We start from the raw sequence: 13,089 nt of genomic DNA on the forward strand, positions 1-13,089 counted from the left end.
GCCCGAGGGCCTGCCGATCAAGATAGCGCGAGCGTTGACACACCATTGGCGTGCCGCTATTGAACAGGACTATACAGGTTCAATGAACAGGTACCTATATGATGCGGCGGGCGGTTCAGCTGTTACCTGGCACGGGCAAGCCCGAGCAGATCGCCACCGTACTCGAACATGAAATCCGCTCTGGCATGCTCGGGTTCGGTGACCGCCTGCAAAGCGAGAGTGAACTCGTCCAGCGCTTTTCCGTCAGCCGCAACACCGTCCGCAAAGGGCTGGAGGAATTGTCCAGCCGCGGCCTGATCACCACCAAAGTCGGCATCGGCTCCTTTGTCACTTTCGACGGCAAACCGGTCGACGACGCCATCGGCTGGTCGCGGGCGCTGGCGAATGCGGGCGCCAATGCCGAGACGAGGACGTTGCGGCTCGAAGTGATCGAGGACGCTGGCCTCGCTGCGCTGATTGGCATCGAAAGCCCGTTGTTCATCGCGGTGGACCGCGCCCGCACCAATGCCAGCGACGGTCACGCTATCTCGATCGAGCGCAGCCGGCTGCCCCTGTCTCCCGAACTCGAGGATGTGCCGCTGCGTGGCCTGCGCGAGGGCTCGCTGCACCAGACATTGCGCGCCGCCGGGCTCATTCCGGACCATGGCGAGGAGTGGGTCGGCATCGAGATGCTCAATCCCGAGGACGCCGCCATTCTCGGCTGCCCGCAGGGGACGCCGTTCCTGCGTGGCCGCCGGCTGACGCGCGCCGCTGACGACCGGCCAATCGAATATGTCACCAGCCTGCTCAACCCGGCGCATTTTGCGCTTCACATGAGGTTCTGAGCCATGGCAGACGTCTCCAGCGACATGTTCGACCGGGCGATGGGCGCGCTCGTCGGCGGAGCGCTCGGAGACGCGCTCGGCATGCCGACGCAGCTTCTGTCCCCGGCACGGATTGCCGAGCTCTACGGCCATGTCGAGGATTTCGTCGCGCCCTTCGCCGAACATCCGGTGTCGAAGGGGCTTGTGGCGGGCACCATCACCGACGATACCGAACAGGCGCTGCTGCTTGGTCGCATCCTGGTCGAGTCCGGCGAACACTTCGACCACACGCGCTGGGTCAATGCGCTGCTCGATTGGGAGCGCCAGGTCAAGGCGCGCGGCAGCTACGATCTGCTGGGGCCTTCGACCAAGCGCGCCATCGACGCCATCAACAACGGTGTGCCGGCCGAGGAGGCCGGACGCAGCGGCGACACCAACGGGGCTGCGATGCGCATCGCGCCGGTCGGCATCATGATGCCGCTGGAACCACTCGATGCATTCGTCGCCAAGGTGGCGCAGACTTGCAGGGCAACCCACAACACCACGATCGCCATCGCCTCGGCCAGCGCGGTCGCGGCGGCCGTCAGCCGCGGCATTGAGGGCGGCGGGTGGCGAGCGGCTTGCGACATTGCCGTCGCCGCTGCCCGGCAGGGTGCGACGCTTGGCAATTGGGTGACTGGCGGGGATATCGGGGCGCGCATCATCTGGGCGCAAGACCTTGTGCGCGGCAAGACGGTCGAGAATGCGATCCGGCTGATCACCGATCTGGTCGGCACCGGCGTCGCCAGCCAGGAATCGGTGCCGGCGGCCTTCGCCGTGCTCGAGGTCGCCGATGGCGACCCCTGGCAAGCGGCGGTGATCAGCGCCAACCTCGGCGGCGACACCGACACGATCGGTGCCATCGCGGCAGGCATGGCCGGCGCCTGCACCGGCTTTTCACGATTGCCGCAACAACATATCGCCAGGCTTGTCGGTTTCGATCTTGCGGAGGTCCGCGCGCTTGCGGAGGACCTCGTCGCGAGGCGGCTGTCCAAAGGCGGGTCCGACAAGGACGCCGCGGCATGAGCGGGCGCCTCATCCACATCGGCAGCGCCGTGGTGGACTACGTCTACCGCATCGACGCCTTGCCGGCAGCCGGCACGGAAAAGACCGCATCGAGCTTCGCCCAGGTCGCCGGCGGCGGCTTCAACATGATGGTCGCGGCCGCCCGGACCGGCATGAAAGTGGTCTTCGGCGGCCAGCTCGGCAGCGGACCGAATGGCGACTTCCTGCGCGGCGCCTTGGCCGCCGAGGGAATCGCGACGGTGACGCCGCCGTCGCATGTCATGGACAGCGGCAATTGCGTCGCCATGATCTCGAGCGACGCCGAGCGCACTTTCGTCTCCTGGCCCGGCGCGGAAAGTGTGCTCAGCCCCGACATGATGGCGCCGGTATCGGTTGCGCCCGGCGATTGGGTGTTCACCTCGGGCTACACGCTGAGCTATCCCGGCAGCCGTGAGACACTGACCGACTGGATCGAAGCGCTGCCTCCCGGAACGCTTTTCGTCTTCGATCCAACGCCTGTCGTCGCGGATATTCCACGCCCGATCCTGTCCAGAGTTCTTGCCCGCACGACATGGTTGAGCTGCAACGCTACCGAGGCCAGCGAAATCGCCGGTCCGGCCGAGGTCGAAGCGATGGCGGCACGACTTCTGGCCGACCATTGCCCAAAGGCGGCGGGTGTCATCATCCGTGCCGCGGCCAAAGGCTGTTACGTGCGGTTGGCTGATGGCACGGCGCAGGCCATTCCGGGCTTCAGGGTTGCCGCAATCGACACCAACGGCGCCGGCGATACTCATATCGGCGCTTTCATCAGCGCGCTGGCGAGATGCGCGGGGCCTTTCGAGGCGGCGCGCTACGCCAATGCCGCGGCGGCAATTTCGGTGACCCGCCATGGCGGATCATCGGCCCCGACCGACAGCGAAATCGAGACTTTCCTGACCCTGACGCCCGAGACCGGCGCGCCGGGCCAGAACCAGAAGGCCCACCAAACAGCCTGACAAGCCCCGCCAAGCGGGCAAACAAAGAGAGGAACCGACATGCGCCTGCCAAAACTGACTGCCCTGCTGACGGCGACCGCCGTCTTCACAACCGCGCTTACGCTGGCCGCCGGTGCCGCCGACGTGCATGTGCTGAACTGGAAGGGCTATGGGGCCGACGAGCCCTGGGCCGTCGCCGCTTTCGAGAAGGTGACCGGCAACAAGGTCGTCAACGACTTCTTCAATTCCGAACAGGAAATGCTGACGAAGATCCGCACCAATCCCGGCCTCTACGACGTGGTCATGATCAACGCCGCCTTCAACGACCAGGCGATGGCGGAAAAGCTGATCCAGCCGATCGACGTGTCGAAGCTGTCCAATTATGCCAATATCAGTCCTGACAAGGCGGGCTCGCCCATGCTCAAGCATGAGGGCAAGGTCTATGGCGTGCCGTGGGTCTGGGGCCTGACAGCACTCGCCATCAACGAGAAATCCTTCGACAAGCCGCCGACGTCGATCGCCGAAATGTGGGATCCCGCGCATAAGGGCCGCGTCATCATCCGCGACGACGCGGTCGAGGCGGTGCAGTTCGGAGCCATCGCCACCGGACAGAACATCAACGATATTAAGGATATGGAAGCCGTCAAGGCGAAGCTCACCTCGCTGATGCCGCAGATAAAGACTTTCTGGAGCTCCGAGAACGACTGGAACCAGATGGTCGCCTCCAACCAGATCGACATCGGTACCTATTGGAGCGGCTCGGCCGACCGCGCGAAAACGCACTTCAAGCTGCCGGTCTCGCTGGTAATCCCGCAGGAAGGGGCGGTCGCCTGGCTCGATGCGTTTTCCATTCCTGCCGGCTCCAAGAATGTCGAAGGCGCGCAGGCCTTCATCAACTGGATGATCGACCCGAAATTCTATGTCGAATGGGTCACCAAGGTTGGCGCGCCGGTCTCCGCCAACACCAAGGCGGTGGAAGCGCTGCCTGAGGACGCCTTCAATCGCAAGGTCATGGGCGATCCAGAGGTCGCCAAGCGCATCCAGTTCCAGGCGCCGATCACCGACGCGCAGCGCGAGGCCTATCTGGCGCTATGGCAGCAGCTCAAGGTCGACGTGAAGTAGAGACCGCGTCCGGATCCAGCCGGCGCTTCGCGCCAACTGGATCCTTCAATCCTGGGGAGGAGCGTCGCATGGCGGTACAGGGAGCGGTCGCGTCGCGCAGCGGATTGAGATCGGCTCTGCCGCTGCTGGCGCCGGCCTATCTCTGGCTGACGGTGGCGATCTTCCTGCCGCTCTCGGCCATGGTCTTTTTCTCGTTCATGACCGACCTGCCGCTGTCGGGAAAAGCGTGGGCGTTCACGCTTGGCAACTATGCCGCCTTTTTCTCGCAGAGCCTTTACCTCACCCTGCTGCTCGCTTCGCTGCGTCTCGGCCTCGAGGTGACGCTGTGGTGCATCGTCATCGGTTATCCCGCCGCCTATGTGCTGGCCAAGGTGCTGAAGGGCCGCAGCCGCGAGGCGATCTTCCTGCTGGTCATCCTGCCATTCTGGTCTAACGGGTTGGTGCGCATCTTCTCCTGGGCGATGGTGCTGCGCGAAGGCGGCATCCTCGACACCGCGCTCAACGCCGTGCTGCCGTTCAAGATCAACATCGACCTGATGTATTCCTATCCGGCCGTGATCATCGGCCTGGTGCACTCCTATGTGCCGTACATGGTGCTCACCTGCTACCTGACCTTGCAGGCAATAGACGACTCGCTGATCGAGGCGGGACGCTCGCTGGGCGCCACCCGATTGCAGGTCCTGAAGAGGGTAATCATCCCGCTGTCGATGCCGGGCCTGGTGGCGGGCGCGGCGCTGATCTTCGTTCCGGTCGTGGGCTCATTCATGGAACCGCGCATTCTCGGCGGCCGCACCGGCACCTTCTACGGCACGGTGATCGAGGACCAGTTCGTCGCCGTGTTCAACTGGCCGCTCGGGGCAGCCCTGTCCTTCATCCTGCTGGCCGTCGTGCTGGTGATCCTGGCGATTGCCTCGCCGGTGCTGCGGAGGGCCACCTGATGGCGACGACCCGCATCCTCGAATGGCTGGGCCGCCTTTACATCTGGCTGCTGCTCGCCTTCCTTTATCTGCCGATCATCATCATGGCGCTGATGTCGTTCAACGTCTCGCCCTTCTACCAGCTGCCGTTCGAGTGGACGACGGAATGGTACGGTTCGCTGTGGCAGAACGACCAACTCATCGCGGCGACGCGCAACAGCATCGAGATCGCGATCATCACCACCGTCATCTGCGTGGTGCTCGGCTCGGCGGCGTCGCTCGCGCTGTTCCGCTATGAGTTTCGCGGCAAGAAATTTCTGCAGGCGCTGCTGTTCCCGCCCATCGCCATTCCATGGCTGATCACCGGCACGGCAATGCTGATCTTCTTCTTCGGCGTCGGCATCGGGCGCGGCCTGTTCGCTATCCTGCTCGGCCATGTCGCGCTGGCACTGCCCTATGTCATCGTCGTCGTCTCGGCCCGGCTGCAGACCTTCGCGCCGGAACTGGAGGAGGCAGCGCGCTCGCTCGGCGCCAACCAGTGGCAGGTGACAAGGCGCGTCACGCTGCCGTGGATCATGCCTGGCGTCATTGCCGGCGGGCTGTTTGCCTTTGCAGTATCGTTCGACCAGTTCGTCGTTTCCTACTTCCTGGCGACCCCTGGCCAGACGACGCTGCCGGTCGAGATCTACGCCGCGATCCGAAAGGGGTTCACGCCCGAAATCAACGCGGTGTCGACCATCATCATCGTGGTGTCGATGGCGCTGATGCTGCTCACCGCGCGCTTCTTCAAATTCGGCGGAGAAAAATAATGGCCGGCGTGCAGGTTTCGAACGTCTCGCGCAGCTTCGGCGCGCACAAGGCCCTGGACGACGTCTCCATCGACTTTGCCGATGGCGGCTTCTATGCGCTGCTGGGTCCATCAGGCAGCGGCAAGACCACGCTCCTCAGGCAGATCGCCGGTTTCGACTTTCCTGACTCCGGCCGCATCTCCATCGGCGGCGAGAGCGTCGAGCGCGTGCCCGTCGAGAAGCGACGCATCGGCATGGTGTTCCAGAACTATGCGCTGTTTCCCAATATGAGCGTCGCCGACAATGTCGCCTTCGGCCTTTCGGTGCGCGGCGAGGCCAAGGTGGTTATCGCGACAGAAGTGCAGCGCGCGCTTGATCTCGTGCAACTCGGCACGCTTGGTGCCCGGCGCCCGCACCAGTTGTCCGGCGGCCAGCGCCAACGCGTCGCGCTCGCCCGCGCCATTGTCACCAAGCCGCGCGTGCTGCTGCTCGACGAGCCACTGGGCGCACTCGACAAGGCGCTCCGCGTCGACATGCAGATCGAGCTCAAACGCATTCAGCGCGAGATCGGCATCACCACGATCTTCGTCACCCACGACCAGGAAGAGGCGCTGACGATGAGCGACCGCGTCGGCATATTGCGAGACGGCAGGCTGGTGCAAGAAGGCCCGCCTGAGGAAATCTACGACCGGCCGAAGACCGAGTTCGCCGCCACCTTCCTGGGGGACGCCAATATCTTTCGCGGGGACTCGACGGGCAATGGCATTCGTCTGCCGGACGGCACGGCGATCGAGGCGGGTGCGGGTCCCACGCTCGCCGCCGGCGCCAAGGCGAGCTGCGCCGTGCGGCCCGAGCGCATAGGAATTGCCACCGACACCGGGGCTCCGGACACTACCAATGACAACGTGCTGAAGGGGCAGGTGTCGAAGCGCATCTTCGCCGGCAACAACAGCACCTACTTCGTCGAGCGTGCCGGCCAGACGCTGAAGGTGATCGTGCAGAACACCGGGGCCGACAGGCTGGCAGAGGGCCAGGAGGTGGTGCTGCGCTGGTCGCCGGAGAGCACAGTGTTGCTTCCGGCGGGCTGAGGGGCGGGCCTCCAACTGCGGAGGTGTGCGTTCCCGCCCACCCCCTCTGGCCTGCCGGCCATCTCCCTCGCAAGGGGGAGATTGGCAGGGTGCGCGCCGCTGCTCTTCCGCCAGCGCTGAAAATTTGCGAAGTCAAAGATGATGGCTAATCTCCCCTCGCGGGGAGATGCCTGGCAAGGCAGAGGGGGGCGCTGTCCCGCCATCTTGTCAGGCATGGGCCCGGAGCACCGATGACGCTCGAACTGACTGCTCAGGACCGATCCGTGCTCGATGGCGGCCAAGGTCCGTCCGCCGCCGCAGCAATGAAGATCCTCGTGGCATTCTCCAACGCGATCGGCGCTGGCAGCCTGCTTGACATATCGGGGGCCCATATCGACGGCTGCCTCTATCACGGCAAGGCCGGCCTCGATTTCGTCGAAAGGCTGGTCGAGGGCGGCGGGCGCGTGCGGGTACCCACGACGCTCAATGTCGGTTCGTTCGATCTCATCCATCCCGGCATGGTGAAGATGCCGGAGGGCGAAGAGGTACCTGCGCGCCGGCTGATGACGGCACATATGGAACTTGGCTGCCAGGCGACTTTCACCTGCGCGCCCTACCAGACGCGCTTTCGGCCGGAGTTCGGCCAGCAGATCGCCTGGGGTGAATCCAACGCCATCGTGTTTGCCAATTCGGTGATCGGCGCGCGCACCAACCGCTATGGTGATTTCATCGATCTGTGCTGTGCCCTGACCGGGCGTGCGCCGGCCTGGGGGTTGCATCTGAGCGACAACCGGCGTGGCCGCATCCTGTTCGAACTGGATATTGCCGAACCGGCGCCGAGCGACAGCCTGTTTGTCGGCGTCGGGCTGATCGTCGGGCAGGCCAGCGGCGATCGCATTCCGGTGATCTCCGGCCTGCCTCGGCCGCGCGACGAAGACCAGCTGAAGGCGCTGGGTGCGGCGGCGGCGACGACCGGCGCCGTGGCGTTGTTCCATGCGGTCGGCATCACGCCGGAAGCCGGGACGCTCGATGAGGCGTTCCAAGGCCACGCGCCGGAAGAGACGATCCGCGTCACCCAGGCCGATATCGACCATGCGCTGGCCAGGCTGTCGGCGGTGCCGGATGGCGCGCCGCTTTCGGCCGTATCGCTGGGCACGCCGCATTTCTCGCATGAGGAATGGGTGCGCCTGTTGTCTCTGCTGCATGCGGTCGCGCCCGGAAGGGGCATCCCTATCTACGTCAACACCGGCCGTGCGACATTGACCCGTTTGCAGGAAGAGGGCGCGCTGGCCGGGATGGAGGCGTTCGGCCTGATCCCGGTGGCCGATACCTGCACCTATGTCACGTCGATCCTGAAGCGGCTCGACGGCGTGGTAATGACCAATTCCGGCAAATGGGCGCATTACGCTCCGGGCAATATCGGCGTGACCGTCGCCTTCGCCGACGTGGAGGATTGCATCCGATCCGCCGCGGCCGGGCATGTCGTGCGGAGCGCACCATGACGCGCCCGGTGGAGCGATCCGGAACCTTTCTGGTGCTCGGCGAAGCGGAGGGACAGGCGCTGGTGCTTTCGCAGGCGCTCAGCTTCTGGGGCGGCATCGACGTTGAGACAGGTGATATCACAGATCACTCCCATCCCGGCCTCGGCCAGAATGTGGCCGGCAAGATTCTCGTCATGCCGGGCGGACGCGGCTCGTCGTCGTCATCGTCGGTGCTGGCCGAGGCGATCCGCAGGGGCACCGCACCGGCCGGCATCCTGATCGAACGGCCGGACCCGATCCTGGCGGTGGGGGCGATCGTCGCCGAATTTCTCTATGGGATACGTATGCCGCTGGTGGTGTGCGAAATCGCCGGTATTGTTTCCGGCGATCAAGTTCTGGTTGGTATACGCGAAGACGGCGGGGCGATCGTCAAGATCTGAAGACAGCGCCGACGCTGCTCATCCCGCTGCCATGCCCTTCAGGCCTCAGCCCGCCATCAATCCCGCGGCGCCACGGCGCCAGTAAGCCGCCGCCAGGGTTTGATCGCGACCGAGCCCCAGCGTGCCGCGCCAGTGCTCGCGCACGATCTTGGCGGCGGCCGCTTCCGCCGCGAACCAGCCGAAGGTGGACACGTCTTTCGGCCAAGCCACCGAGCGGACCGCCTCCGTCAACAGCCTATCCTCGCCCGCCGGGATGCCGTCCCTTGTCAGCCAGTGCAATTCGATGCCGGTTGCGTTGTCGATCTTCTGCTTCTCGCGCTCATCGGCGATTTCGACAAAGGCGACGCCTCGGGTGTGCGCCGGCAGCGTTTCCAGCATGCGCGCCAGCGCGGGGAGACCGGTTTCATCCGATCCCATGACATACCACCCGGCCTGCCGCACCGGCCGGCCGACCGGACCCATGATGCCGACCTTCATGCCTGGCGCCGCCTGAGTGGCCCAGGCGGAGCCGACGCTTTCTCCGGGATGGACGAGGAAATCGACATCGATGATGCCGCTGGCCGCGTCGAGCGCGCGGATTGTGTAGACGCGCGCCGCGGGACGCCGGTCATCGGCGGGCCAGACCGGCAGGCCATTGCCTCCGAGCACCGGCCAGAGCGGATCAGGCACGTCCCGGGTTGGAAAAAGCATGCGAATGTGCATGCCGCCGAACTTGGCGAAGCGGGTGAGGTCCTCACCGGCAAAGCGGATCCGGCGCATGTGCGGAGTGAGGTCGCGGACCTCGGTCACCGTCATCTCGCGGAATTGGGCGAGGCTGGTCTCGCCGGAGAGATCGCCGGTCCAGACGATCTCGGGGTTCTCGTCTTTGGCATAGACCTGCACCGCCGTGGCCAGCAGGTCCTTGATGCGGGCAAGTCCGTCACGGTCGGGCGCATGGGCCCGCATCACCAACTGCTCCACGTCGATGGATGCGGCGCCGAAGGCGAAACGGAAATCGATGCGCTGCCCGTGATGCGACTCACCGGCCTCGAAGCTCCGCAGCCTGTCGGCGATGCTGTCCATGTAGTCAGGCAGATGCCGGAGGTTAAGCCGCGCCTCACAGGCAAGTTCGCGCAGCGATGCTTCGCTCATGTCAGCCTCCGATCCTGCCGGTGAGGGCCACCTTGAAGGTGCGGCCCTTGCCCTGTTCGGTTGCCGCCGAGGTCGACCACGCGCTTTGCGGGTCGGTGTAGGCGGTGTTGAAGATGTTATCGACGCCGAAGTCTAGCTTGGCATTGTCGTTGATGCGCCAGTTGGCGAAGACATTGACAAGTTCGAACCCGTCATTGATGGCGGGCGTGGCATTGGGATTGGTCCGGCTGGTGCGGGTGATCTCGCCGACGCTGAGATATTGCGCGCCGATGGTGAGCTGGTCTTCCAGCATGCGGAAGCCGACGGTGGCCGAAAAACGATCGAGCGGTGTGTTGTTCAGCGCCTGGCCGGAATAGACGCCGCTGACGACCTTGGCGTCGATCAACGCACCGGTCAGATTCACGAAGCCCCAATTATAGTCATAGACGATCTCGGCCTCGACGCCCTTCATACGCGCGTCTCCGATATTGATCGCTGTGCGAGGCATGACAGTGAGGTCGACGTCGATATAATCCTCAACGTCCGTGTGGAAGAAATTGAGTTTTCCCCGTAGTCGATCGCCGGGAGTTAACACATCCTCGTATTTCAAGTTGACGCCGGCTTCCCAGTTTCTTGCCGTTTCCGGCTGAAGAAGCAAATTGGGCACATAGGTGTCGCTGCCGCCATGCGCGCCGCCGCCACGGAAGACATCCTGCAGGCCTGGCGCCCGGTAGCCTTCGGAATAGGTACCGTAGAGCTGGAAGCCGTCGACGGGAGTTACGCTGACGGTCAGGCGCGGCGACCAGCGGTCGCCCGAAATCGAAGCTTGCTCCGGCGGCGCGGTTTTGGTCTCGCCATCCAGCGTATAGCCGTCGTAGCGCAGGGCCGTGATCACCTGGAGCCAGTTCTCGTAATCGCCCTGCCACTGCAGGAAGGTGCCGTAGCCCTGCTGTTCGCCGGCGCCGAAATGTGCGGCTTCCGAGGACGCTTCGAGAGAGTAATAGTCGAGCCCGTAAGTCAGCGTATGAGCTAGTCCCCAAGCATCGAAACGCGAGGAGTTCTTGACGTTGAAGCCCGTGGTAGCGACATCGTAGAACCGGAAATTGCCGATCCCCGCGGTGGGCCAGACCTGCGTCTGCTCGGCGCGCGTGCGGTTGTGGTAGGCATTGGCGCTGAAGTCGACCAGCTCGTTGTCGTCAGGCCTCCAGGTATAGGCAGCCGTGTAGGTCTGGTTGGTCGTGTCGGTGTCGTAACGGCTCAGCGTCGGCGAGGTCGAACCGCTGGAACCGGTGACCTGGTCGTTGAAGCGCTGCAGAATCGCGCCGAGCTTGAGTTCGTGGCCGTAGGCGGGACGCAGCGTCGCCTTCATATAGCCGCTGGTGATACGTTCGCCGGTCCATGGCACGTTTTCGCCATTGCCGTCAGTGTAGCTGTCGCGGTCGCGGTAGATGAGGTTGCCGATGATGTCGGCATCGTCGCTGAAGCGGTAGGCGCCGGTGGTGCTGGTGGTGAAGCCGTCGCCATTGTCCTCATAGCCGAGCTTCTCGCTCAGCGCCCAGCGCTCGTCCTTGCCGAGGAAATCGCCGGCATCCTTGGTTTCAAAGGAGACGACGCCGCCAATGCCGCCCGAACCATAGGCATTCGACACCGGGCCGCGAATGACGGTGGCGTCCTTGATCAGCTCCGGCTCGACATAGAACGAGCCGGAACCGTGGCCGACGCGCCAATAGTCCTGCCGGGCGCCGTCCAGCGTCACCACGACGCGGCCATACTGTTCTAGGCCGCGAATGTTGATCGCGGTCGCCGGATCGTCGCCGTTCATCGAGGCGGCGACGCCGGGCGTCGTGCGGAAGATGTCGGCGGCGGTGTCGGGCTGGATGCGGTCGATCTCATCCTCATCGATGGCGCTGATGGCAGCCATCGAGTCGATGACAGCCGTCTTGATCATTGTTGCCGAGATGGTGATCAGGTCGAGCACGGTCGCCGGCTGGTCCTGCGTAGCCTTGGCCGAAGCCAGGCGGTCGGCCTTGGCGGTGGCGGGCTTTTTCTGCTGCCCCTGCGCCTGAGCGCCGGCCAAAGGCGTCGCGCAAAGGCCTAGCGTAAAGGCGAGCGCCGTGCCCGCCATCATGGTTGTTTTCGTTCTCATCCTGTGCAGCCCCCAAGCAACGCAATCTGCTGGCGATGGCCGAACGGCCGTGGCTGGCATGGATCCCAATCCCGCGACGAAGCGGTCGGGACAGGGGCCACTATTAAAACATGATGACAAGGGTCAACTTTAAATTTATAGGCCGGCTTTTCTTCAGGGAACATTCCTACAGGAGCGGACGCAATGGTCGGCGGCAAAGGCGAAGACGGCAGAACGGCTGGGCCGTGGCCGGGCAGCAGGATAGGGGCGGTGTTGTTGCTGGCGCTTGCGCTGCTGGCGCCGTCCTGCGGCTTCAAGGCAATGGCAGCGGAGAGGGTGGTCGACGCGCTGGGCCGGACTGTCGCGCCGGGTGAGGGTGCCCGGATCATGACGCTCGGCTCCGATGTCACAGAGATCGTCCACGCGCTCGGCGCCGGCGAGCGGATCATCGCGGTCGATCGCGGCAGCAAATATCCTCCTGAGATGACCGGGAAGCCCAATGTAGGCTACCGCCGCCAGCTATCGGTGGAGGGGCTGGCGGGCCTGCGACCCGACCTGATCCTGGCGGCCGAGGACAGTGGGCCACCCGAAGCGGTGGAGGTGTTGAAGTCGCTGGCGATCCCGATCGTCTTCATCCCGCAGGACAACACCCCGCAAGGCATCGAGCGCAAGATTACCCTGATCGCCGCTTCGCTCGGACTCGAGGACAAGGGCAAGGTGGTTTCGGGCGAGGTGCTGGAAGCATTCCGAATCGCCGCCGGTCTGGCGGCGAAAATTCCGCCCGAACGTCGCAAGAAGGTGGTGTTTTTCCACGGCCTGGTGAAGCTGAGCGCCGCTGGCGCCGGAACATCGGCCGATGCGATCATCCGCTACGCCGGCGGCCTCAATCCGATGGATGCGGTCCAAGGCTACAAGCCGGCTTCGGAGGAAAAACTGATCGAGATGGCGCCGGATGCAATCCTGATGATGAGCGACGGCAAGGGCGGGCCAACGCCCGAGCAGGTGTTCGGCAATCGCGTGCTCGCGGCAACGCCGGCAGCGCGGAACAAGGCGCTCATCGTGCTCGACGGCGCCTATATGATCGGATTCGGCCCGCGCACGGCCGACGCGATCCGCGATCTTGCCAAGGCGCTCTATCCCGACAGGTGACGCGCCGATGCCGGCTGCGGTGTCGTTCCCGACCCGGCCGGCTCGTGATGGGAAATGATGGTGCTGGCC

The 13,089-nt window shown here is 64.5% G+C and carries 12 protein-coding genes; 10 read left to right on the top strand and 2 right to left on the bottom strand.

Annotated features, from left to right (window positions below):
* Nucleotides 1–98 precede the first annotated feature (98 nt).
* The 9 genes from LB513_RS08235 to LB513_RS08275 all read left to right on the top strand — a co-directional run bounded on the left by LB513_RS08235 (nt 99) and on the right by LB513_RS08275 (nt 8,636).
* A complete protein-coding gene (locus LB513_RS08235) occupies nt 99–824 on the top strand; it encodes a GntR family transcriptional regulator (RefSeq protein ID WP_318011181.1) in 726 nt (241 codons plus the stop codon).
* A gap of 3 nt (nt 825–827) precedes the next feature.
* Nucleotides 828–1,868 carry an ADP-ribosylglycohydrolase family protein gene (locus LB513_RS08240; protein WP_224662982.1) on the top strand — a complete coding sequence of 347 codons (1,041 nt, stop codon included), beginning with the start codon at nt 828–830 and terminating at the stop codon, nt 1,866–1,868.
* Nucleotides 1,865–2,842 (top strand): PfkB family carbohydrate kinase, encoded by a 978-nt coding sequence (locus LB513_RS08245; protein WP_224662983.1) that lies wholly within the window; start codon nt 1,865–1,867, stop codon nt 2,840–2,842. The genes LB513_RS08240 and LB513_RS08245 overlap by 4 nt, the downstream gene beginning before the upstream one ends.
* Before the next feature lie 39 nt (nt 2,843–2,881).
* Nucleotides 2,882–3,943: an ABC transporter substrate-binding protein gene (locus tag LB513_RS08250; protein ID WP_224662984.1), complete on the top strand. Its 1,062-nt coding sequence runs from the start codon at nt 2,882–2,884 to the stop codon at nt 3,941–3,943.
* Between the two features lie 68 nt (nt 3,944–4,011).
* Nucleotides 4,012–4,881, top strand: coding sequence for an ABC transporter permease (locus LB513_RS08255; protein ID WP_224662985.1), 870 nt, complete (start codon nt 4,012–4,014; stop codon nt 4,879–4,881).
* Nucleotides 4,881–5,669: an ABC transporter permease gene (locus tag LB513_RS08260; RefSeq protein WP_224662986.1), complete on the top strand. Its 789-nt coding sequence runs from the start codon at nt 4,881–4,883 to the stop codon at nt 5,667–5,669. Before LB513_RS08255 ends, LB513_RS08260 begins: the two co-directional genes overlap by 1 nt.
* Nucleotides 5,669–6,736: an ABC transporter ATP-binding protein gene (locus LB513_RS08265; protein ID WP_224662987.1), complete on the top strand. Its 1,068-nt coding sequence runs from the start codon at nt 5,669–5,671 to the stop codon at nt 6,734–6,736. The genes LB513_RS08260 and LB513_RS08265 overlap by 1 nt, the downstream gene beginning before the upstream one ends.
* 230 nt (nt 6,737–6,966) lie before the next feature.
* Complete coding sequence (locus tag LB513_RS08270) at nt 6,967–8,217, top strand: aconitase X (RefSeq protein ID WP_224662988.1); 1,251 nt, start codon at nt 6,967–6,969, stop codon at nt 8,215–8,217.
* Nucleotides 8,214–8,636: an aconitase X swivel domain-containing protein gene (locus tag LB513_RS08275; RefSeq protein ID WP_224662989.1), complete on the top strand. Its 423-nt coding sequence runs from the start codon at nt 8,214–8,216 to the stop codon at nt 8,634–8,636. The genes LB513_RS08270 and LB513_RS08275 overlap by 4 nt, the downstream gene beginning before the upstream one ends.
* A gap of 45 nt (nt 8,637–8,681) precedes the next feature.
* Here the strand turns inward: LB513_RS08275 and LB513_RS08280 are convergent, their stop codons facing one another.
* Nucleotides 8,682–9,767: a siderophore-interacting protein gene (locus LB513_RS08280; RefSeq protein WP_224662990.1), complete on the bottom strand. Its 1,086-nt coding sequence runs from the start codon at nt 9,765–9,767 to the stop codon at nt 8,682–8,684.
* Between the two features lies 1 nt (nt 9,768).
* On the bottom strand, nt 9,769–11,892 hold the full coding sequence (locus tag LB513_RS08285) for a TonB-dependent hemoglobin/transferrin/lactoferrin family receptor (RefSeq protein ID WP_224662991.1): 2,124 nt from the start codon (nt 11,890–11,892) through the stop codon (nt 9,769–9,771).
* A gap of 183 nt (nt 11,893–12,075) precedes the next feature.
* Here LB513_RS08285 and LB513_RS08290 point away from each other — a divergent pair, with 183 nt between their 5' ends.
* A complete protein-coding gene (locus LB513_RS08290) occupies nt 12,076–13,020 on the top strand; it encodes a hemin ABC transporter substrate-binding protein (RefSeq protein ID WP_224662992.1) in 945 nt (314 codons plus the stop codon).
* Nucleotides 13,021–13,089 lie beyond the last annotated feature (69 nt).

Source organism: Mesorhizobium sp. ES1-1, assembly GCF_020164785.1.
Taxonomy (GTDB): Bacteria; Pseudomonadota; Alphaproteobacteria; order Rhizobiales; family Rhizobiaceae; genus Mesorhizobium.